The 20,848-nt window shown below is 71.1% G+C and carries 23 protein-coding genes; 9 read left to right on the top strand and 14 right to left on the bottom strand.

What is annotated here, in order from left to right; translation table 11 throughout:
- Positions 1-34 precede the first annotated feature (34 nt).
- The gene (locus MT346_RS11125) at positions 35-874 is read left to right on the top strand and encodes an ornithine carbamoyltransferase (protein ID WP_243563130.1); all 840 of its coding nucleotides are present in this window, start codon (positions 35-37) and stop codon (positions 872-874) included.
- Positions 871-1,416 carry an HAD family phosphatase gene (locus tag MT346_RS11120; protein WP_243563129.1) on the top strand — a complete coding sequence of 182 codons (546 nt, stop codon included), beginning with the start codon at positions 871-873 and terminating at the stop codon, positions 1,414-1,416. The genes MT346_RS11125 and MT346_RS11120 overlap by 4 nt, the downstream gene beginning before the upstream one ends.
- Here MT346_RS11120 and MT346_RS11115 read toward each other — a convergent pair.
- The 5 genes from MT346_RS11115 to MT346_RS11095 all read right to left on the bottom strand — a co-directional run bounded on the left by MT346_RS11115 (position 1,394) and on the right by MT346_RS11095 (position 6,459).
- Positions 1,394-2,242 carry a hypothetical protein gene (locus MT346_RS11115; protein ID WP_243563128.1) on the bottom strand — a complete coding sequence of 283 codons (849 nt, stop codon included), beginning with the start codon at positions 2,240-2,242 and terminating at the stop codon, positions 1,394-1,396. The two genes, MT346_RS11120 and MT346_RS11115, sit on opposite strands and share 23 nt — an antisense overlap.
- Positions 2,239-2,988 carry a helix-turn-helix transcriptional regulator gene (locus MT346_RS11110; RefSeq protein ID WP_243563127.1) on the bottom strand — a complete coding sequence of 250 codons (750 nt, stop codon included), beginning with the start codon at positions 2,986-2,988 and terminating at the stop codon, positions 2,239-2,241. The genes MT346_RS11115 and MT346_RS11110 overlap by 4 nt, the downstream gene beginning before the upstream one ends.
- 71 nt (positions 2,989-3,059) lie before the next feature.
- Positions 3,060-4,211, bottom strand: a complete 1,152-nt coding sequence (locus MT346_RS11105) for a Gfo/Idh/MocA family protein (protein ID WP_243563126.1) — start codon at positions 4,209-4,211, stop codon at positions 3,060-3,062.
- On the bottom strand, positions 4,208-5,032 hold the full coding sequence (locus MT346_RS11100) for a sugar phosphate isomerase/epimerase (RefSeq protein ID WP_243563125.1): 825 nt from the start codon (positions 5,030-5,032) through the stop codon (positions 4,208-4,210). The genes MT346_RS11105 and MT346_RS11100 overlap by 4 nt, the downstream gene beginning before the upstream one ends.
- Before the next feature lie 92 nt (positions 5,033-5,124).
- A complete protein-coding gene (locus MT346_RS11095; RefSeq protein ID WP_243563124.1) occupies positions 5,125-6,459 on the bottom strand; it encodes an MFS transporter in 1,335 nt (444 codons plus the stop codon).
- 156 nt (positions 6,460-6,615) lie between these two features.
- Here MT346_RS11095 and MT346_RS11090 point away from each other — a divergent pair, with 156 nt between their 5' ends.
- Together MT346_RS11090 and MT346_RS11085 are read left to right on the top strand one after the other, a co-directional pair.
- Complete coding sequence (locus tag MT346_RS11090; protein WP_243563123.1) at positions 6,616-7,200, top strand: TetR/AcrR family transcriptional regulator; 585 nt, start codon at positions 6,616-6,618, stop codon at positions 7,198-7,200.
- Positions 7,201-7,228: 28 nt separating this feature from the next.
- A complete protein-coding gene (locus tag MT346_RS11085; RefSeq protein WP_243563122.1) occupies positions 7,229-8,080 on the top strand; it encodes a PHP domain-containing protein in 852 nt (283 codons plus the stop codon).
- A 30-nt stretch (positions 8,081-8,110) separates the two neighbouring features.
- Here MT346_RS11085 and MT346_RS11080 read toward each other — a convergent pair whose 3' ends face one another.
- Both MT346_RS11080 and MT346_RS11075 read right to left on the bottom strand, forming a co-directional pair.
- Positions 8,111-8,719, bottom strand: a complete 609-nt coding sequence (locus MT346_RS11080; protein WP_308221893.1) for a class I SAM-dependent methyltransferase — start codon at positions 8,717-8,719, stop codon at positions 8,111-8,113.
- A 10-nt stretch (positions 8,720-8,729) separates the two neighbouring features.
- On the bottom strand, positions 8,730-8,909 hold the full coding sequence (locus MT346_RS11075) for a hypothetical protein (RefSeq protein ID WP_243563121.1): 180 nt from the start codon (positions 8,907-8,909) through the stop codon (positions 8,730-8,732).
- Between MT346_RS11075 and MT346_RS11070 the strand changes: the two genes are divergently transcribed.
- Positions 8,908-9,087 carry a hypothetical protein gene (locus MT346_RS11070; RefSeq protein ID WP_243563120.1) on the top strand — a complete coding sequence of 60 codons (180 nt, stop codon included), beginning with the start codon at positions 8,908-8,910 and terminating at the stop codon, positions 9,085-9,087. The genes MT346_RS11075 and MT346_RS11070 overlap by 2 nt on opposite strands.
- A 254-nt stretch (positions 9,088-9,341) precedes the next feature.
- Here MT346_RS11070 and MT346_RS11065 read toward each other — a convergent pair whose 3' ends face one another.
- Positions 9,342-10,031, bottom strand: a complete 690-nt coding sequence (locus MT346_RS11065) for a DUF402 domain-containing protein (protein ID WP_243563119.1) — start codon at positions 10,029-10,031, stop codon at positions 9,342-9,344.
- 68 nt (positions 10,032-10,099) lie between these two features.
- Here MT346_RS11065 and glgX point away from each other — a divergent pair, with 68 nt between their 5' ends.
- Positions 10,100-12,118 carry a glycogen debranching protein GlgX gene (glgX, locus tag MT346_RS11060; protein ID WP_243563118.1) on the top strand — a complete coding sequence of 673 codons (2,019 nt, stop codon included), beginning with the start codon at positions 10,100-10,102 and terminating at the stop codon, positions 12,116-12,118.
- A gap of 100 nt (positions 12,119-12,218) precedes the next feature.
- Complete coding sequence (locus MT346_RS11055; protein ID WP_243563117.1) at positions 12,219-13,223, top strand: YdcF family protein; 1,005 nt, start codon at positions 12,219-12,221, stop codon at positions 13,221-13,223.
- 24 nt (positions 13,224-13,247) lie between these two features.
- Here the strand turns inward: MT346_RS11055 and MT346_RS11050 are convergent, their stop codons facing one another.
- Positions 13,248-13,994, bottom strand: coding sequence for an alpha/beta fold hydrolase (locus MT346_RS11050; protein WP_243563116.1), 747 nt, complete (start codon positions 13,992-13,994; stop codon positions 13,248-13,250).
- 52 nt (positions 13,995-14,046) lie between these two features.
- Between MT346_RS11050 and MT346_RS11045 the strand changes: the two genes are divergently transcribed.
- Complete coding sequence (locus MT346_RS11045; protein WP_243563115.1) at positions 14,047-14,454, top strand: MarR family winged helix-turn-helix transcriptional regulator; 408 nt, start codon at positions 14,047-14,049, stop codon at positions 14,452-14,454.
- Between the two features lie 74 nt (positions 14,455-14,528).
- Here the strand turns inward: MT346_RS11045 and sufU are convergent, their stop codons facing one another.
- From sufU to MT346_RS11025, 4 genes are all read right to left on the bottom strand, one after another.
- Entirely contained in the window at positions 14,529-14,978 is a 450-nt protein-coding gene (gene sufU, locus MT346_RS11040; RefSeq protein WP_243563114.1) for a Fe-S cluster assembly sulfur transfer protein SufU, read from the bottom strand.
- Entirely contained in the window at positions 14,975-16,339 is a 1,365-nt protein-coding gene (locus tag MT346_RS11035) for a SufS family cysteine desulfurase (protein WP_279396957.1), read from the bottom strand. Before MT346_RS11035 ends, sufU begins: the two co-directional genes overlap by 4 nt.
- Positions 16,340-16,448: 109 nt before the next feature.
- On the bottom strand, positions 16,449-16,661 hold the full coding sequence (locus MT346_RS11030; RefSeq protein ID WP_243563113.1) for an antitoxin: 213 nt from the start codon (positions 16,659-16,661) through the stop codon (positions 16,449-16,451).
- 237 nt (positions 16,662-16,898) lie between these two features.
- Complete coding sequence (locus tag MT346_RS11025) at positions 16,899-18,182, bottom strand: chloride channel protein (RefSeq protein ID WP_243563112.1); 1,284 nt, start codon at positions 18,180-18,182, stop codon at positions 16,899-16,901.
- Between the two features lie 82 nt (positions 18,183-18,264).
- Between MT346_RS11025 and MT346_RS11020 the strand changes: the two genes are divergently transcribed.
- On the top strand, positions 18,265-19,434 hold the full coding sequence (locus MT346_RS11020) for an ROK family transcriptional regulator (RefSeq protein ID WP_243563111.1): 1,170 nt from the start codon (positions 18,265-18,267) through the stop codon (positions 19,432-19,434).
- Between the two features lie 27 nt (positions 19,435-19,461).
- Here MT346_RS11020 and MT346_RS11015 read toward each other — a convergent pair whose 3' ends face one another.
- Positions 19,462-20,835, bottom strand: a complete 1,374-nt coding sequence (locus MT346_RS11015) for a sugar ABC transporter substrate-binding protein (RefSeq protein WP_243563110.1) — start codon at positions 20,833-20,835, stop codon at positions 19,462-19,464.
- Positions 20,836-20,848 lie beyond the last annotated feature (13 nt).

The following is a 20,848-nucleotide window of genomic DNA, read 5'->3' as shown; positions in this document are numbered from 1 at the left end:
CGGGTGTCAACCCGCCCGCCCGTACGGTGGTGGGATGCGTTCCCTGATCCGACTGGACGACTGGACGACCGACGACATCGAGCAGGTGTTCGCACTGGCTGCCGCCTATCGCGACGGATCGGGGCCGGTGACCGAGGGATGCGCGGTCATGTTCTTCCCGCCCACGAGCCTGCGGACCAGGGTGACCTTCGAGCGTGGCGCGTCGCTGATGGGCCTGCAGCCGATCGTCCTGCCGTCGACCACCCTCGACAAGGACGAGGCGCTGTCGGACGTCGCCGGCTACCTCGCCAACTGGGTGGACATCGTCATCGCCCGGCACGACGACCTCGAGGTGCTCGAGGCGTTGTCGGCTGCTGGAACCGTTCCGGTCGTCAACGCGATGACCGGTGAGAACCACCCGTGCGAGGTGCTGGCCGACCTGTTCGCGCTGCGCTCGGAGCGGCCCTTGCAGGACCAGCGGTTCCTGTTCGTCGGCGCGGACGGCAACATCAGCCGAGCGTGGCAGGAAGCCGCCCACGTGCTCGGTCTCGACCTGGTGCAGTGCTGCCCGGACGGCCTCCAGAGTCCGAGAGCCCGCTGGAACGGCGACCTGACGACCGCGATCCGCTCGGCCGACGTCGTGCTGACCGACGGGCCCGGACGCCACGCGCAGCAGCTCGAGCCCTACCGGGTGACGGCGGATCTCCTGGACACGGCTCCGGTCGGCGTCCGCTTGGCGCCGTGCCCACCGTTCTTCCGAGGACGCGAGGTGAGCGCAGACGCGGTCGCACATCCGGCCTTCGTCGGTCATCACTTCAAGGAGGCGCTGCTACCGGTCCAGCAAGCCGTCCTCGCTCACTGCCTCGGTATCAGCGGGACCACCTCCGCCCTGTGACGATCCGCGGCATCGTGTTCTTCGACATCGACGGGACCCTGGTCCCCTGGATGTCGAGCAGCAGCTTCCTGGCTGGTCGGTTCGGTCACCAGCGCGAACTGGACGCCGCCGAAGCGGCGTACGCGTCCGGTGAGCTGTCCAACCAGCAGGTCAGTGCGATCGACGCCCGTGGGTGGCGCGGCCACCGGGTGTCGGAGGTCGAGGGCTGGTTGGCGGAGCTGCCGGTGATCGAGGGCACGGACACAGTGGTGTCGTGGTGCCGCGAGAACGCGATCGAGCCGATGCTCGCCTCGCTCGCCTGGCAGCCGGTCAGCGAGTCGATCGCTGGGCGGTTCGGCTTCACACCGAACGGCGGTCCGCGGGTGCACGTGCGTTCCGGCACCTACGACGGCACGGTCGCGGAGCACTTCGACGAGGATGACAAACGTGACCGGTCGCTTGCCCTCGCCGCTGCCCGAGGACTGACGGCAGCGAGCTGCTGCGCGATCGGGGACAGGTCTGGCGGTCCCTCGTCGTCCGTCACCCTGCGCAGTCCGCGATGAACGCCATGATCGGCGTGGCATCGTCGGTCGAGAACAGCGTGTCGAGTGCCTTGTTGAACTCGAACTGGCGCGCGAACGGGATGTTGACGGACTCGTAGCCGCCCGCCATCAGGACGCCGGACATCATCAGCCGCGCGGTCCGCTTGTTGCCGTCGAAGTAGAACTGCGATCGGGTCGCTGCGGCGAAGTACCCGAACGCGCGCTCGCGCGGGTCCCTGAGGCTGTCGAGGAAGTCCACGATGCGCTGGAACCGTTCCTGCAGCAGCGCCTGCGGAACCCCTTCGACGGAACCGCCGCTGGCGAGCCGGACGGTGCCTCCGCCGCCGACGGACCCTTCACCGTGGAACGCCCCCGACTCGATGGCCTCGTGTCGGGCGACGCGCCCGTGGAGGTCGTCGGACACCGACTTGGTCAGGGCGAACGCCCCGCGTCGCACCAGGTCGTCGACCCGCGTGTACCCCTCCGCGAGCGCGAGGACCTGCTCCTCTTCCTCGATCTTCTTGCCGCCGATGGTGACACCGTCCAGGAGCGTCCGGACCTCCGGCAGGGTGAAGGTGTTGCCCTCGAGCGCCGCGGCGTTCCACACCAGATCAGGCAACGACTGCTCGAAGCGGAACAGGGCACGGTCGACGGAAGACGGCTGGATCCGCTCGAAGTCGATCCGCGATGCGTCCCATCGCACGTGCGTCGCGGCAACGGTCTCGTCCGGCGTCGTGTCCTGGACCCGCGATGCGACGACGTCATCCGGTGTGGTGTCGTGACGCTGCAATCCTGGGCGGCGGACGTACCCACCCAGCGCGTCCCCCCACGGCGGCTCCTCGGTCATCGGCCCTCCCGGAGGTGTCCGGTCAGTCGCTCGCGGAGTTCGCCGCCGAGACCCATGCCATCGAGTGAGGCCTGCAGCGGCGACACCAGCTCGACGTCGTCGACGGTGGTGGAGCCGGAGAACACCGACGGGTGCGCTCGTACCACGAACAGGTCCGCGGTGCTCCGTCGGCCGGCGCGGAAGGAGTCGCCGAGCAGCTGCGTCGTGACCCGGACGTCCTCGACCCACAAGACCGTCGGGCCGTCCACGTCGATGCCGAGCGCGTCGAGCGCGGCCCAACCGGACAGCGCCCACCGCTGCCCTGACGCTCTGCCGGCCGACACGAGTCGATCCACGTCACGATGGTCGCCCCGCAGGAACGCCGCTCCGGGGCGGTCGGCCGGCGCCGTGGCGCGGCCGGCTTCAGCGATCAAAGCGAGGTCGTGCGGCTCGCCAGCGTTGGTCTCCACGAACCGACGAAGACGTCCCCGCCAGTCCGCGGCTTCGCGACCCCACTCGCGGGCCGTGTCGTCGCCGAGCTCGAGGCGGGCCGCGACACCGGCCATCGGGTCACTCAGCGTGCGGAGGTCGAAGTCGAGTTCCCATCCGCAGGCGATCGCGAGTTCGGCCAGGTCGTCCACTCTGGGCACCGCTCCGCCGAACAGGCGGTACAGCGTCGGTCGACTGATCCCGCTCCGGAGCGCGAGCTCACCCACGCCGTGTCCGCCAGATTCTCGGAACACGGACAGCGCTGCACGGAAGTCCATGCCGCAGAGTGTATCAACAATGAGACACCCACCACCAGCGTCTCACTCGTGAGACGCTGGTGGTGAGCGACTCAGACGGCCACGGACTCCAGCGTCGACGCCAGCGGGTCGAAGTCCTCCGGCAGCGACGGGATCGGCGCCACGGTCGACTCGACCTCGACGAACGACCGTCGCTCGACGGACTCCTCGACAGCGACCATCGCATCGAGCACGTGGTAGCCGACGTGCCCGGTCGCGATGTGCGCTCCCCCGCCCCGGATCGCCCGCGCCATGTCCAGCACGCCCAGGCCACGTCCGACCGTCGGTTCCTCGTCGAGCACCGTCTCCCACTGTTGCTCGAACGGGAACGACGCCCCGACGGGGATCGGCCGTGCGATGCGGATCGGGTGCCCGCCACCGAACGTGTTCGGGTCCGGCAGCACGATGGTGCCCTCGGTGCCGTTCACCTCGAACACCCCGTGCCGGAACAGGGGCGTGTCGAACGACAGCAGCGACTGCGCGTTGGCGCCCTGCTCGAACGAGGTCAGCACGGACACGTGGGTGGGCACCTCGACCGGGAACTCCTGCCCGGCGTTCGGACCGACGACCAGCGATCGGGTGTCGCGGGACTTCGAGCCCGTGGCGACGACGGACTCGATCGGGCCGAGCAGGTGCACGAGGGCGGTGAAGTAGTACGGGCCGATGTCGAACAGCGGACCGGCACCCTTGGCGTACAGGAACGAGGCGTTCGGGTGGAACACGTCGGGGCCCTGCCACTGCATGCTCGTGACCGCGGTCAGCGGGGTGCCGATCGCACCGGAGGCGATCGCGCGCTTGGCGGTCTGCCACCCCGGGCCGAGCACGGTGTCGGGCGCAATGCCGAGCTTGAGCCCGAGCTCGTCCGCCAGCGCCACCAGACCCGCGGCCGAGGCCCGGTCGACCCCGATCGGCTTCTCGCTCCACACGTGCTTGCCCGCGCGCAGTGCCGTGGTCGAGACCTCGACGTGGGTGGCGGGCAGCGTCAGGTTGATGACGATCTCGACGTCCGGGTCCGCCAGCACGTCGTCGCCGTTGCCCGACGCCGGCACGCCCCACTTCGCCGCCGAGGCAGCCGCCCGCTCGGTGTCGATGTCGCCGATGCGGACGACCTCGACGTCGGGGAACGTCGTCAGGTTGGTCAGGTACTGCTCGCTGATCATGCCGGCACCGATGAACCCGATGCCGACCCGGCCCGTGCGGGTCATGCGGACACCTGGGCTGCGGCCGGAGCGGACAGCGTGGACGCCAGCCACCGGTAGGACTGGGCGACCCCGTCGAACACGTCGCCGTCGAAGCCGTCGAACTCGATCACCGCGTACTCCAGCGCCGTCGCGGCGGCCAGTGCCTCGGCCAGGCGGACGTCGCCCTGCCCGGCCGGGGTCTGGTCGGTCGGGACCTCGGCGGTCGAGATGCCCTCGCGCATCGGGCCGTCCTTGACGTGCACGGCGACGATGCGGTCGCCGAGCTCCTGCACGAACGCGACGACGTCGATGCCGGCGGCGGACGCCCAGTACAGGTCGAGTTCGAGCACGACGCCCGGGTCGAGCAGCGACGCCAGCACATGCAGCGCGGGCTTGCCGTCGATGCGGGGCCGGAGTTCGTGGTCGTGGTTGTGGTACCCGACGCGCATGCCGTGCTGGGCCGCTTCGGCAGCGGCGGCGTTGAGGCGCTGTGCGACGCGCTCGACACCCTCGCGCGTGGTCCAGTGGTCCGGTCCGACGAACGGGTCGATGACGATCTCGATGCCGAGTGTCTTCGCCGCGGCGAACGTGTCAGCGTGGGACGGAGCCGTCATCACGGTGCCGTCGGGCAGCGGGATCGACTCCTCGACCAGGAACGCGTGCCCTGTCTTGGCGGCGATGCCGTGGGCGTCGAACGCGGCCTTGAGCTCGGGAGCGCGGTCGACGAACGCGAACGCCTCGACCGTGTCGAAGCCGATCTCGGCCAGGCGGCGGACGCCGCCGTCCAGGTCGGGCGCCAGGGCGGCGTTCACCGTGTAGAGCTGCAACGAGATGGCGGGAGCCATGTCGGGTCCTTTCCGTGGGTGGGTCAGGTGACTGCCTGGAGGCGCGGGGGGCGTCGACGACGCAGGTCGCGCCTCCAGGCTGGTGGCGTCGGTCAGCGGACCGACTTGATGGGGAAGATGACCAGCGCGCCGAGGATCACGGCGACGCCGGCGCCCCAGAGCATGAGCGTGTAGTTCTGCCCGGCGGTGCTGCCCACGTGGAGCAGGAACAGGCCGACGGCGGGTGCGAGCGACTGCGGCAGGGCGTTGGCGATGTTGATCACGCCGAGGTCCTTGCCGGGGCGATCGGCGTTGGGGAGCACGTCGACGATCAGCGCCGTGTCGATGGCGGTGTAGACGCCGAACGCGAAGCCCATGATGACCTCGGCGACGTAGAAGCTCTCGACGGTGTCCGAGTGCGCCAGGACGATCAGACCGACGGCGGTCAGTGCGGTGGAGCTCCAGACGAAGACCTTGCGCCGGGCGAGCCGGTCGGACAGCCAGCCCGAGATCGCCGCGGCGATCATGAGGGCGATCGTGTAGAGCAGCACGCCGAAGGCCACTGCGGCGACGGCCTTGGCCGGCTCGAGCCCGATGTGCTTCTCCATGTAGAGCACGCGGTAGGTCGTGAACATGAACGTGCCGAAGGTGATGAGGAAGCGGCCCCACCAGGCGAGCCCGAAGTCGGGGTTCTTGATCGGGTTCGTCCAGAACGACGAGATCAGGTTCAGCCAGGTGAACTTCTTGAGCGTGTAGGTCGGCAGTTCGTCCTTCGCGACGAAGCAGTAGACCAGGATCAGCACGATCGCCAAGATGCCCGGGGCGATGAACAGCAGCGGGACGTTGCCCACCAGGTACACGGCCAGGTAGATGCCGGCCAGGATCGCCAGGTTCTGCGCGAGCGCGATGACGCTCGACGCCTTCCCGCGCTGCAACTCGGGGACGTTGTCCGCGAAGCTCGCGGTCAGCGCCGCGAAGACCGCGTTGGCAGCGATCTGCGCGACGAGCCAGCCCAGCATGAGCTGCAGTTGGTTCGTCGAGAAGGCGAGCCAGACGAGCGAGACCATGAAGACGACGAGGCCCCCGACCATCCACGGGCGCCGACGGCCCCACCGGGTGCGGGTGCGGTCCGACAGCGCGCCGGCGAGCGGGTTCGCGAGCAGGGCACCGAATGCGCCGATCGGCAGGACTGCGCCGACCACGAGCTCCGGGTTCTCCGGGTTGATCTGCGATGCCTTGAGCGACATGCTCACGAACACCGGTGTGAGCAGTGCTGCGAACAGACCGAACTGCGCCAGGCTCAGCCCCCACAGGTAGCCGCGGGTGACGCGCTGGGTGGCGACCGGCTGGGTGATCCCCTCCGCCGCGAGCGCTGCTGCCGCCGCGGTGGATTCGGGGGACGCGGTTGATGCGATCCCGTGCTTCTCGTTCGACGTCGGTGTCGACATGACTCCTCCTCGAGTCATCAGGGGCATCGCTGCCCTCCAATACCTAGTGCTGGTAGGTGATCGGGAATGTAGCACCGAAAACCCCCGTGTGGAAGTTTCCGGTCGCATTGTTGCGGTCTCCATGGCCGCTGCTGTGCGGCCGGTAGGGTCGTCGCCGTGAGCTCCAGCGACACACCCGGCCCCCGAGGCCCCTACGCCAAGGGGGTGCAGCGCCGGCAGGAGATCCTCGACCAGACGCTCGAGGTGATCGAGTCGCGGGGCATCGACGGCGCCTCGTTGCGGGCGATCGGCGAGGCGATCGGGGTCTCGCACGCGGCACTCCGGCACTACTTCTCGTCCCGCGAGGCCCTGTTGGTCGAGGTCCTCCGACAGCGTGACCAGGAATCGGTGCGGGCGGTCGAGCACCTGCCGGGTGTGTTCGACCGGCTGACCGCGTCCGCCAACGACAACGTCCGCGAGCCCGCGCTCGTGACGCTGTACACGACGCTGCTCGGCGCGTCGGTCGAATCCGGGAACGAGACGGCCAGGGACTTCTTCTCGGCACGGTTCGAGCAGGCGCGCACCGACTTCGCCACGCTGCTCCGCGACGAACTCGCCGCGTCCGGCCGGCACTCCGACGCCGACCTCGACCAGGTCGCCTCGCTGATCATCGCGGCGTTCGACGGCCTGCAGGTGCAGTGGTTGCTCGACCGGCGGATCGACATCGCCGGCACGCTCCGGCTGCTCGAACGCGTGCTCTGACCGGTGCGGATGTGGCAGGGTCGAGCCCATGACGCTGCCCGCCGACGCGCACGTGCACAGCCAGTTCTCCTGGGACGCCGGTTCGGCACCCGACTCCGCAGACCTGATGTGGCGCACCTGCGCCCGGGCGATGCGCATCGGGCTGCCGGCACTGGTGTTCACCGAGCACCTGGACCTCGAGGACGCCTGGAAGGTGGACGAGGGCGACTTCACCCACCACGAGACGAAGTACGTCGACGCGGACGGCATCGTGCGACTGCCGGTGTTCGACCTGGACGGCTACCTGGAGCAGATCGACCGGTGCCGGCACGCGTTCCCCGACCTGCGGATCCTGACCGGGCTGGAGTTCGGACAGCCGCACCTGTGGGAGTCGGCGGCGTCCTCCGTGCTCGACTCGGGTGCGATCGACCGGGTGAACGGCTCGCTGCACATGCTGCCGTTCCACGACGGGCTGCGCGCAGAGCCGATGACGCTCTACCGGCACCGCCCGGCGGCCGACGTGGTGTGGGCGTACCTGGACGAAGTCCCGCGCATGGTCGACGGGTCGAGCGTGTTCGAGGTGTTCACGCACATCGACTACGCGGTCCGCGCCTGGCCCTCCGAGACCGAGGGACCCTTCGACCCCCGGGCGTTCGAGGACGGGTTCCGGGCGGCGATGCGGGCGATCGCGCGGTCCGGTCGTGCGCTCGAGATGAACACCCGCCGGCTGTGGTCGTGGATCCCGGAGTGGTGGGCTGACGAGGGCGGACGCGCGGTCACCTTCGGCAGCGACGCGCACACACCCGAGGTCCTGGCACACGGGTTCCCCGAGGCCGTGGCGATGCTCGAGCACTTCGGGTTCCGGCCGGGCCGTCGCCCCGAGGACCCCTGGACACGCTGAGCCACTCCACCGGACGACCCGTGAGCTCGATCAGGAGCGCAGGCGAGCGACGATCGCGCCGTGCGGGCGCGGCCGGTCACCCGGAACGCTGCGGGTGTGGGTCTCGAGCACCTCGAAGCCCGCTGTGTCGAGGACTGCGGCGAGCGCCGCGGGCGACCAGCGCCACGCGGTGGTGACCGCGTGGTCGAAGGGCTCCACGGCAGCGCCGGTGAAGAACCCGACGAGCAGTCCCCCACCGGGTTCGAGGACCCGCGCGAACTCGGCGAGCACGGCTGGCAGCGCCGCGGGCTCGTGGTGGATGAGCGAGTACCAGGCGAGCACGCCGGCGAACGCGTCGTCCGGAGCGGTCAGGGCGCCGAGGTCGCCCACGTCGAACTGCAGGCCCGGGTAAGCCCGACGTGCGTGGTCGACGAATGCCGGGACCGCGTCGATGCCCACGGCGTCGTGCCCGCACGCCACCAGGTGCGCGGCCCAGTGTCCGGGTCCGCACCCGGCATCGAGCACGCGACCATGCTGGGACGCCGCCCAGGACGTGACCAGGTGCTCGTCGGCGGGGTGGAGGTGCGCGATCGTGCCGAGCCGCTGTGCGTACTCGGCCGCTCGCTCCGTGTACCGCCGGACGACGTCGTGACGCACCACGGGCCTCCCGTCAGAAGTGCATGCGGCCCCGCGCCGCTTCGATCTCGGCTTGACGGAGGGCAGCGGCGACCTCGGGATCCGTTCCCTCGAACCGGCGGGACCGCGCACCGAGATCGGTGGACCAGTGCAGCAGGAACCAGAGCACCAGCAACGCCGTCAGCACGATCCCGGCCCCGATCCACCACCACATGCCGATCACAGTACGCGACGGGGCACGTCGTGCCGCACCACGGGCCGTCCGCGACCTCGCCCGGAGACGGGACGTGCACGTCCGCACCTGTGTCGTCGAGGATGCCCTGGTGGCCGATGCCGACCTCTGGCACGAGCCGACCAGCGAGATGCGTCGGGAGCTGGCTCCCGGGGACTGACCGCCTCGGGGCGATCGCGTCAGCGCAGTCGGGCGCGGAGTGCACCGTCCGGACGCGACCTGCCACGCGACGCCGCTCGGGTACCGGCTGGCCCGATCGAGCTCGTTTCCGGACCCTTGCAACGCGTCAGTCACTGACAGCTTGCGAGGATCCGTGACGAGGTGCTCGTCGGCACGATTCCGAACTGCACCGCGTGCTCGGCCGCCCGTTCCGTGTACCGCCGGACGACGGCGTGACGCGCCACGGGCCTGGCGTCAGCCACGACCCAGATCGAGCCGGCACCAACCGGACGGCAGCTCCACCGGAGCCCAGGCCGGGTCCGGCACCCAGGCCGACCAGTCGGCGGTGAAGGGGAACTCCCCCGCGGTGACCGCGGCGGTCGCCTCGGCGCCGGCGCCCTCGATCACCGAGCGCATCGCGGCGGGCCAGAGTCCGAGGTCGGCGAAGAACGCGAGCTCGTCCTCGTCCTTGTAGCGCACCGACCACCCGCCGTCGGCACCCTGTCGGGCGACCACGTCGAGCGTCCAGTCCTGGCTGTCGAACCCGACGGGCGTCCGCGCCCACGGCAGCTCGAGGTTGACGTACCAGTCGGGCTCCCAATCGGAGCCGTCGTGCCACCGCCACACCGACCACGGTGTGCCCCGGCGGTGCACGCGGACGACGGGTGCGCCGAACCAGGTGTCTTCGACGTACGAGCCGTCCCAGTCGTCCGGCGTGACCAGCCGACCGTTCGGTCCGCTGCCCACCCCGGCGCGACGTCGGACGGCGGACCGCGCCGGTGTCGCCACGACGGTCAGGTCGGCGTCATCCACGAGCACCCGTCCGGCGACGGAGAAGCCGACCGCCTCTCCGTGGTCCCCGTAGGTGTTGACGCTCCGTAGGGCGACGGGGTCGCCGACGGCGAAGGGCTGGGTCCTGGTGTCGATCGGAGCAGCGATGTCCATCCGACGATCGTGCCACGGGGTACGGGGACCGCCCGCAAGCACAGCGCCCCGTCAGTACAACTGGACCCATGACCTCTTCAACGCGATCGCCGCTCGGCGTCACGCTCGTCGACGGCGGCGCCAACGTCGCTCTCTTCTCCACCACCGCCGACCGTGTCGAGTTCTGCCGCTTCGACGACGACGGGACCGAGCACCGCACGGAGCTCACCCACCGCACCGGCTACACCTTCCACGACATCGTGCCCGAGGTCACCGTCGGCACCCGCTACGGCTTCCGCGTGCACGGCCCTTGGGACCCCGCGAACGGCCTGCGCCACAACGCCGCCAAGCTCCTGCTCGACCCTTACGCCACCGCGATCGACGGCACCTACGAATGGGGCCAGGCACTGTTCGGCCACGACATGGAGCACCCCGACCAGATCGACGACACCGACTCGGCGAGCGCGATGCCGAAGTCCGTGGTCGCCGACCGCACGTTCGACTGGGAGGGTGACACCCACCCGGGCACGAGCCTGGCCGACAGCGTCGTGTACGAGGTGCACGTCAAGGGCTTCACGAAGCAGCACCCCGACGTCCCCGAGGAGATCCGCGGCACCTACGCCGGCCTGGCACACCCGGCGGCGATCCAGCACCTGGTCGACCTGGGCGTGACGGCGGTCGAGCTGCTGCCGACGCACCAGTTCGTGCAGGACTCGACCCTGCTCGACAAGGGCCTGCGCAACTACTGGGGCTACAACTCCATCGGGTTCTTCGCGCCGCACGACGAGTACTCGTCCTCGGGCACGGCCGGCCAGCAGGTCGCGGAGTTCAAGCAGATGGTGAAGGCCCTGCACGCCGCGGGGCTCGAGGTCATCATGGACGTGGTCTACAACCACACCGCCGAGGGCAACCACATGGGCCCGACGCTGTCGTTCAAGGGCATCGACAACCCGTCGTACTACCGCCTGGTCGAGGACGACGGGTCGAGCTACTTCGACACGACGGGCACGGGCAACTCGCTCAACGTCGCGCACCCCACCGCGCTCGGGCTGATCGCGGACTCGCTGCGCTACTGGGTCGAGGAGATGCACGTCGACGGCTTCCGCTTCGACCTGGCCACCACGCTGACCCGGCAGGACAACGAGGCCAGCCGCCGATCGGCGTTCCTCGACATCATCCACCAGGACCCGGTGCTGCGGACGGTCAAGATGATCGCCGAGCCGTGGGACACCGCGGGGTACCAGGTGGGCGGGTTCCCGGCCGAGTGGTCCGAGTGGAACGGCAAGTACCGCGACGACATGCGCGCCTTCTGGCGCGGCGACGCGGGCATCCTGGGCGACGCCGTCCAGCGGTTCCTGGGCAGCCCGGACGTCTACGAGGGCTCGCGCCGCGCACCGGTCTGCTCGGTCGACTTCGTCACCGCACACGACGGGTTCACGCTCGCCGACCTGACGATGTACGCCGACAAGCACAACGAGGCGAACGGCGAGGACAACAACGACGGCGAGAGCAACAACACGTCGTTCAACGGCGGCATCGAGGGGCCGACCGACGACGGCGCCGTGAACGACTACCGCGACCGGCAGCGTCGGAACTTCCTCGGCACGCTGCTGCTGTCCGCCGGTGTGCCGATGATCCTGGGCGGCGACGAGATCGCTCGGTCGCAGGGCGGCAACAACAACGCCTACTGCCACGACGACGCGATCTCGTGGTTCGACTGGGCCGCTGCCGACCAGGACCTGCTGGCGTTCACCCGCTCGGCCATCGTCTTCCGCAAGGAGCACGTGGCGCTGCGTCCGGAGTGGTACCGCACGGCACCCGGTGACTCGCCGTCGACGGTGTCGGTGCTGCGCGCGGACGACGCGGGCTTCGAGGACGCCGACTGGGCCGACGTCGGCAACCGCGCCGTGATGCTCGTACTCGAGCAGGGCGACGACACGGTGGCCGTGCTGCTGAACGCGTCCGAGACGACGATCGAGTTCACCCTGCCCGTCAAGCCGGGCGGTGGGACGTGGTCGCTCGGGCTGTCGAGCGACCCGGACCAGCGGGTCGACGGCGACGCCGCGACCCTGCTGGTGCGCGACGCGTCGTTCACCGCGCTGGTCTAGGCGTTCCCACCCCGCGGACAGGAGGCTCGGTGCCAGCTGGCACCGGGCCTCCTGTCCGTGAGTCCGTCAGTCCGTCAGTCCCGACCGTTAGGTTCGTCCCGTGGTCCTCCTCGCGTTCGCCGTCGTCTGCGCACTCGGCTACGTCGCCCTGCGGCGACGCGACCGCCGGATGCTCCGCAACGGCGTCCTGCTGCTCGGTGCGCTGTTCTTCGGCGTGCTCGGCGTGGTCGAGGTGGTCGCGACGCGGTTCCCCGCCGTCCAGGTCCTGCTGGTCGGTGCGATCCTGCTGTTCCCCGTGGGGGTCGTCGTGCTCGCCGGGTTCCTCATCGCGAACGGCGTCCGGATGTTCCGGCGCGAGGGCCGCAGCCTCGGCAACCTGCTGTCACTCGTGGTCGGCTTCGGTCTGGTCGTCGTGATCGCCGCACTCGCCGTGCTGTTGCGCTCGGGGTCGACGTTCGGCGAGGCGGCGTTCCTGCTCGTGCTCGCCGTCGCCGGGTACGTCGGCATCGTGTTCCTCGTCTTCCTGCTCTCGGCCCTGGTGTACGGGCACGTCGACAAGCCCCGCGAGGCCGACGTGGTCGTCGTCCTGGGCTCCGGCCTGGTGCGCGGGCAGGTCCCCCCGCTCCTGCGGTCCCGACTCGACAAGGGCATCGCGGTGTGGCGGCACTCGGTCGAGCGGGGCCGGTCGACGGTGATGATCCCGTCCGGCGGACAGGGTCCCGACGAGTCCCGCGCCGAGGGAGCGGCCATGGCCGAGTACCTCGTGGCGCAGGGGGTCCCCGAGACCGCGGTCCTGCCCGAGACCCGGTCGACGAACACCGACGAGAACCTGCGGTTCTCGCAGCGCGTGCAGCAGGACGCGGGGCTGACCGGGTCGGTGGTGGTGGCGACGAGCAACTACCACGTCATGCGGGCGGCAATGCTGGCGCGGAGCATCGGCAGCGACGCCGAGGTCGTCGGGGCCCGCACCGCCCGCTACTACGTGCCGAGTGCGTTCCTGCGCGAGTTCGTGGCCGTCGTCGCCGCGCACCGGGTCGCGCACGCCGTGGCGCTGGCTGCGGTCGTGGCGTTCTGGGTGTGGGTCGTCGTCACCGAGGTCGTCTGACCCGTCACCGTCCGCCGTCGCACGTCAGTGCGCTGCGAGGAACCGGTCGATCGCCGCCCAGGTGTCCTGCGGCGCCTCGAGGTGCGGCAGGTGCCCTGCTGCCGGGACCTCGACGAAGGCCGCGCCCGGGATCGCGGCTGCGAGCGCGCTGCCGTACCCCGGCGTGACGATCTGGTCACTCGCACCCCAGACCACGAGCGTCGGGACGGTGATCGCTCGGAGCCGCTCGAGCAGCGATGGGTCGCTCATCCCGCGTCCCGCGAGGGCGGCCATCGTGGCACCGTTCGACTGCTGGACGGCACGCTGCTCGTCGGTCGCCGCGGCCGGGTCCCGGTAGCCGCGCTCGGGGTCGTGCCAGGCGGCCTCGGCCAGCCCGCGGGCGTCGAGCGCGAAGAAGTCGGCGACGGGCTCCCCCGGCACCACGACCCCGACGGCGTCGATCACGACGACCGCGCCGAGCACACCCGCGAACCGGTCGTCCGCCGCCGCCTGCACCGCGATCTCGAGGGCGATCCACCCGCCGATCGACGAGCCGACCACGACGGCGTCCCGGTCACCGTCCGTCAGGAGGCGCTCCAGGTACAGCGCCGCGAGGTCCGCCACCGAGGCGATGTCCTCGGGGCGCTCAGTGCCCTCCCAGCCCGGGTGCGTGGGCGCGACGGCGTGCATCGTCGGGGCGAGGTGCGCCGCGATCGGTGCGACGGTCATCGGTCCACCGCCCCCGTGCAGCACGAGTGCGGTCCGGGTGGGGTCCGTGGTGGTGGGGTTCATCGTCGCGTCCTATCTCAACATGTTTATCTACGTGTGTTGATACGGTAGCACCATGACGACGGACCTGGAACGACTCGGGCAGGCGATCAAACGCACGCAGTGGCGCAACCACCGCACGATGGACACGGCGCTGCACGACGTCGGCGTCACCCTGGTGCAGTGGGACGCGCTGCGGGCGATCGACCGGATGCCCGGCGCCTCGGGCCACGACCTGGCAGTCGCGACGTTCCAGAGCGATCAGGCGTTCGGCACGCTCGCCACCCGCATGGTCGATCGCGGGCTGATCGTCCGGTCGGCAGGGCAGGGCCGGCGGATCGACCACGCGCTGACGCCGGCCGGCCGCTCGGCCCTCGACCAGGGACACCGGATCGCCGGCCAGGTGCTCGACGACCTCTTCGCGCCGCTCGGCGAAGCCGAGCGGCGGACGCTGGCCGATCTGCTGGGCCGGTTGACGGGGTGAGCCGGACACCGGCGATGAGACGGGAGGCCCGTGGCGGGGCCGCCGCGCGCCTCCTGTCCGTCAGGCGGTCGCGCTCAGCGGGCCGCGGTCGCCTCGCGGGCGGCAGCCTCGGCCGCGACCCAGGCGAGCATGCCGCACTTGACGCGCATCACGAACTTCGAGACGCCGTGGAAGGCGACCAGGTCCTCGAGCACGTCCTCGTCGGGCTCGCCCACACCGCGGGAGCGCATCATCGTGCGGAACTCCTCGGTCAGGGCGAGCATCTCCGGCACGGTGCGACCGACGGCCATGTCCGTGAGCACCGAGGCGGACGCCATCGAGATCGAGCAGCCGTCACCCTGCCAGGCGATCGCCCCGATGCGGTCCGAGCCGGGCTCGAGGCGCACGCTGACGGTGATCTCGTCGCCGCAGGTCGGGTTCCGTTCGAAGTGCGAGGCATCGGCGTCGGGCAGCGCGGTGTCGCCGTGCCGGGCCTTGGCGTGGTCGAGGATCACCTGCTGGTACAGGGAGTCGAGGGCGTTCACGCGGTGACCCCCTCGGTCGGTGCGTCGGCGCCGAAGTACCCGCGGACCTCGCCGACGGCGCGGACGAACCGGTCGACGTCCTCGTCGGTCGTGTAGACGTACGAGCTGGCGCGACTGGTCGCGGTCAGACCCAGTCGGCGGTGCAGCGGTTGGGCGCAGTGGTGGCCCGAGCGGACGGCGATGCCCTGGGCGTCGAGGTACTGCGACACGTCGTGCGCGTGCACGCCGGCGACGTCGAACGACACCAGTCCGGAGCGCGGGACCCCGGCGGGCGGGCCGACGACCGTGACGCCGGGGACCTGCGCGAGCCCGTCGAGCATGCGTTGGGCGAGGTGCTCCTCGTGCGCGCGGACGCGCTCCATGCCGATGCCCTGCAGGTAGCGGACGGCCTCGGCGAGCGCGACGGCCTGGGACACGGGCTGGGTGCCGGCCTCGAAGCGCTCGGGCGCGGGCATGAAGTCGGTGTGCTCCATCGTCACGGTGGTGATCATCGAGCCCCCGGTGCGGAAGGGCGGCAGCGCGTCGAGCAGCTGCTGACGGCCCCACAGCACGCCGATGCCGTTCGGGCCGAGCATCTTGTGCCCGGAGAACGCGGCGAAGTCGACGTCGAGCGCCCGTACGTCCAGCGGCCGGTGCGGAGCGGACTGGCACGCGTCGAGGACGACGAGGGCCCCGACGGCGTGGGCAGCCGCCACGACCTCGGCGACGGGGGCGATCATGCCCGTGACGTTCGACACGTGGGCGATCGCGACGACCTTGGTGCGCTCGGTGATCAGTGCGCGGGCGTCGTCGGCGCTCCAGCAGCCGGTGTCGTCGACGGGCACCCACCGCAGGGTCGCGCCGGTGGCGATCGCGAGTTCCTGCCACGGGACCAGGTTGGCGTGGTGCTCGGCCTCCGTCACCAGGACCTCGTCGCCCACGGTGAGCCGGAAGCGCTCGGCCGCGACTCCCCCGCGCCCTCGGCTGGCGTTGGCGATGCCGTACGCCACCAGGTTGAGGGCGTCGGTCGCGTTGGCGGTCCAGACGACCTCGGAGGGGCTGGCCGCGCCGACGAAGCCGGCGACGGTGGCGCGGGCGTCCTCGTACGCGTCGGTGCTCAGGGCGGCGAGGGTGTGTGCGCCGCGGTGCACGGCCGCGTTGTCGTGCTCGAGGAACCGGCGTTCGGCATCGAGCACCTGCCGGGGGCGCTCGGCGGTGGCGCCGGAGTCCAGGTACGCCAACGGGAAGCCGTTCACCTGCTGGTCGAGGATCGGGAAGTCGCTGCGGATCCGTCGGGTCTCGGCGTCGGTGAGCGGGCGGTCTGGCGCATGGATCGTCACGGGGATGGTTCCTCCTGCTGTCGTCGGGGACAACCGCTCCATGGTCCCCGTTGTTCCGGTCGGAGTCCAGCCGGGCTGCGGCCGGGCAGCACTCGGCCCCGGTGCCGTGCTGGCTCCGGGGCCGTGTCCGTGCTGGTCGGTGCCGGCGCGACTACTGGTTGCCGATGTGCTTGTCGGCCGAGTCGCGGGCGCCGTCGATCTTGTCGTCGAACTTGCCGCCGGTGGCCTTCTTCACCGCGTCGGCGACGCCGTCGAGGACCTTGTCGCTGACGTCCTCGGCCTTCTCGCTCTTGAGCGCGTCCTGGACCTTGCCGTCCTTCAGGAACTCCTGCGCCTTCTTGGTGATGTCGTCGAACCCCGCCATGTGCGTGCCTCTCGCTCCGACGCGGGGCCCGCTGCCCCGGCGTGTGCGGCCGATGGTAGGCCTCCGGCGGCTCCCCGGTGCGCGCGCGGGTCGGCGCCGAGTCTCGGCCCCGCGGACAGGACTCGGCTTCCGGACGCCGCACCGTGTCCGCCAGGCCGAGACTCGGCGAGCGCCCGGGCCACCCGGGGCCGCGCGGGCCGCCCGGGGCCGCGCGGGCCGCCCGGGGCCGCGCGGGCGTCAGGCCATCTGGGCGCTGCGACGGCGCGCGAGCACGAACCCGACCGCGACCGACCCGGTGACCGCCAGCAGCGACGGGATCAGGATGTCGGTGCCCTGCTGGGTGAACTCCACGACGAGCACGAGCGCGGTGAACGGCGCCCGCATCGTCGTCGCCAGGAACGCCGCGGCGCCGATGAACGCGAAGGACGCCAGCCCCGGGCCGTCCGCCGGCCAGAGCAGCAGCCACGCACCGCCGAGGAACCCGCCGAACGCCGACCCGATGGCGATCGACGGCGTCAGGGTGCCCCCGACCGCGCCGGCGCCGATCGTGGCCGAGGTGGTGATCGTGCGGATGATGCCGAGCACCAGCAGGAACAGGATCGGTGCCATGCCCATCGTGGTGCCGTCGTCGAGCGAGGTGTTCATCGCCAGCACCCCGAGCGCTCGCCCGTTGCCCAGGATGTCCGGGAACGGCACGGCGATCAGCCCGACCATCGCGAACACCAGGGGCAGGACGACGAGCAGGTGCCACCCCTTCGGCGCGAGTCCCTGCAGCCGGTTCGTCAGCTTCACGAACCCCACCCCGGCCAGGCCGAGCACCGGCCCGACGACGATCGCCCAGACGAGCAACGACGGCGACATCGGCATCGCGGGCACGTGGTACAGCACCTCGTCGGGGATCGCCAGGCGTGCGACCAGTGCCGCGATCGCACTCGTGGCGAACGCCGGCAGGGCGGTCGACAGGGTGAGTTCGCCGAGCAGGACCTCGACCGCGAACAGCGCCCCGCCGAGTGGTACGTCGTACACGGCAGCCAGGCCCGCGGCGGCACCGCACGCCACCAGGATCTTCGTCTCGCGTTCGGTCAGGCCGGCCCGGCGGGTGACGACCTGCGCCAGCCAGGCACCGATCTCGCGCGGCGCGACCTCTTTGCCGATCGATGCGCCGAGCCCGACCGCCAGGATCTGCACGCCGGAGTTCGCCAGGGTCACCAGGGACGGCATCCGCTTGCCCCCCACGGCTGCCGTCACCGCGACGGTCGGACGCCCCCAGCGACGCAGCGCCCACCAGGCGAACGCGGTCAGGACACCGGCGGCGACGAGCGCCAGGAACCGGTTCAGCGCCGAGGGGGCGTCGGCTGCCTCGAGGTGCCCACCGAACGGGTACCCGAACGCGACGAACTGGATCAGCTGCAGCGCGAGCCACACCGCGACACCGGCGATGCCGCCCGCGATGCCGACCAGTGCGGTGACGACGGCCAGCTTGACGGCCCAGATCGGTGTCGCGTGTGCAGCGTGCGGCATGTCAGGAACCCTACCGGTGGCCCGCGCCGCGCCCGCACCGGGACGAGCCTGTGGGCCGCCACCGCGCCCTAGGCTTGCGACCGTGCTCGACACCTCCGACCCAGGACACCCGCGCGCCTGGCAGCCCCTCGCCGGCAGCGCGCAGGCCGTCGTGCTCGAGGTCCTGCGTGCGGGCCCGCGCCCGCGCACCGAGCTCGCCGCCCGGCTCGGCCTGTCCGGTCCGAGCCTGTCGCGCATCACCCGTCCGCTGCTCGAGTCCGGGGTCCTGGTCGAGCGGGACGGCATCCAGCAGACCGGCACCGGCCGACCGTCCATCCCGCTCGACATCGACGCGGACGCACATCACTTCATCGGCGTGAAGCTCACCGGCGACGGGCTGTTCGCGGTGTCGACCGACCACCGGGGTCGGGTGCTCACCGAACGCGAGGAACCCCTGCCGGACCGTGACGTGTCGGCCGTCGTCGCGCGCATCGCCGCAGTCGTCGCCGACGTCACCGCGACGGACAGCCGGATCCGGGCGCTCTGCGTCGCGGTCGGCGGCGCCACCGAGGGCCGCAGCACGATCCGGCGTGCACCGTTCCTGGGGTGGCAGGACGTCCCGCTCGCGGCCCTGCTCACCGCCGCCACGGGCCTGCCCGCGTCGGTGGAGAACGACGTCCGCGCACTCACCCACGCCGAGCACTGGTTCGGCGAGGGCCGTGACCACCGGTCCCTGGCGCTGCTGACCGTCGGCGCGGGCATCGGGCTCGGGCTGGTCGTCGGGGACGCCGTCGTCGACGGGGCGCACTCGACCGCGGGCAGCATCGGGCACCAGCGGCTCGGCGGTGCGGTCGGCGCATCCGACCTGCAGTGCGAGTTCGGCCACCGCGGCTGCGCGCGGGCGGTCCTCAGCGCACGCGCGCTCGCCCTGACCGGCAGCCGGGCGCTCGACCGGACGGTGACGGCCGCCGAGTTGCTCGACGTCGCGCGACAGGGTGACCCCCGGGCCCGCACGGTCGTCGACACCGCCGCCGAGGCGCTCGGCCTGCTCGTCGCCGACGTCGTCAACGTCGTGGATCCCGAGGTCGTGCTGCTGTCCGGCGAGCTGGTCGGGATCGCCGAGGTCGGCCGCGATGCCCTCGACCGCTCCGTCGAGGCGGCTCGACACTGGTCCACCCCGGCCCCCACGCTGATCGCACAGCCGTTCCGGTTCAACGAGTGGGCCCGCGGCGCGGCCGCGGTCGCGATCCAGATGCACGCGCTGGGCGCCTGACACCGCACCCCACACCGGACCACCCGCCTAGGTGAGCGCGAGCAGCGTGTTCACCTGCTCGTTCACCGCGGTGAGCGACGAGATCGGCTTGCCGTTGGCGTAGATGTCGTCGAACGCCGGCTGCACCAGCGCCTGCACGTCGGCCGGGTTGCGGGTGACCGGGAACAGGAAGGTCGTCTTGTCGTCGACCTGCTCGGTGAACGCCGCGACGTCGAGCCCGCGCTTGGCGAACGCGGCCACCGCGGCGTCCGTGCCGGCCCGGCGTGCCGGGAACACGATGCCGGCACGACCGACGATCCGCTGCGCGGCGTCGCTGCCCAGGTACGCGACCCACTTCGCCGCGGCCTCGGGGTGCTTCGCCTGCTTGGTGATCGAGTCGCCCAGGCCGTTGAACATCGACGCACGATGCCCGACCGGACCCGACGGCGTCGGTGCGATGCCGACCGTGATGCCGGGCAGGTTGGCGTACGTGCCGATCATCCACGAGCCGTTGAACGACAGTGCGACCTTCTTCGACCCGAGCTGCACGTCCGGACCGGTCGTGGTCGAGAAGACGCCGTACTTGGGCATGTAGCCCTTCTCGGCCAGCCCGAAGTACCACGAGATCGTCTTCTGGAACCCGGCGTCGTCGTAGCGGAACTTGTTCCCCCACGGGTTGCTGTTCGTGTAGTACCAGTCCGTCGACCCGGTGAACGGCGACCACTGCGTCTGCCCGAAGCCGTCACCGCCGCTGCCGTTCGCACTCATCCCGTAGACGGCGACGTCGTTCTTGTCGAAGCCGGGCTCGTCCCCGCGGCGGCCCTTGCCGTCGATGGTCAGGTGGGCGACGGCCTGCTCGAACGTGCCGCCGTCGTCCGGGTTCCACTGCAGGGCGGCCAGGTCCGCGGCGGAGTAGCCCGCCTTGGCGATGACCTTCTCGTCGTAGAACATCGCGATGGTGTCCCAGTCCTTGGGCGAGCCGTAGCGGTGGCCGTCCTTGCCCTTCCAGAGCTGTGCGAGCCCGGACTGGTAGTCGTCGTCGCGGATGGACGACGTCGCCTCGAGCTCGTCCAGCTTGTACAGCACGTCGAGGTCGGCGAACTGCGGGAACTTCGACAGGTGGTCGGTGAACACGTCGGGGGCGGTGCCGGCGATGAAGCCCGCGGTGAGCTTCGTCCAGTAGTCGGCCCAGCCGAGTTGGGTGATCTTGATCGTGATGTCCGGGTTCTCCTGCTCGAAGGCCTTCGCGACGGCCTGGTACGCGGGGAGCTGGTTCGCGTCCCACAGCCAGTACGACACGGTGCCGGTCGCGCCGCTCTTCGGGTTGACGGCACCGGGCGACGAGCACGCGGCGAGCGCACCGAGGGCCAGCGCCGAGGCGCCGCCGGCGAACAGCGAGCGACGGGTGATGGAGTTCGTCATGGTCGTGGGGTTC

The sequence above is a fragment of the Curtobacterium sp. VKM Ac-2922 genome, assembly GCF_022815645.1.
In the GTDB taxonomy this organism is placed as follows: Bacteria; Actinomycetota; Actinomycetes; order Actinomycetales; family Microbacteriaceae; genus Curtobacterium.
The sequence above is the reverse complement of the archived record's forward strand: the minus strand, read 5'-3'. Positions and strand labels throughout refer to the sequence as shown.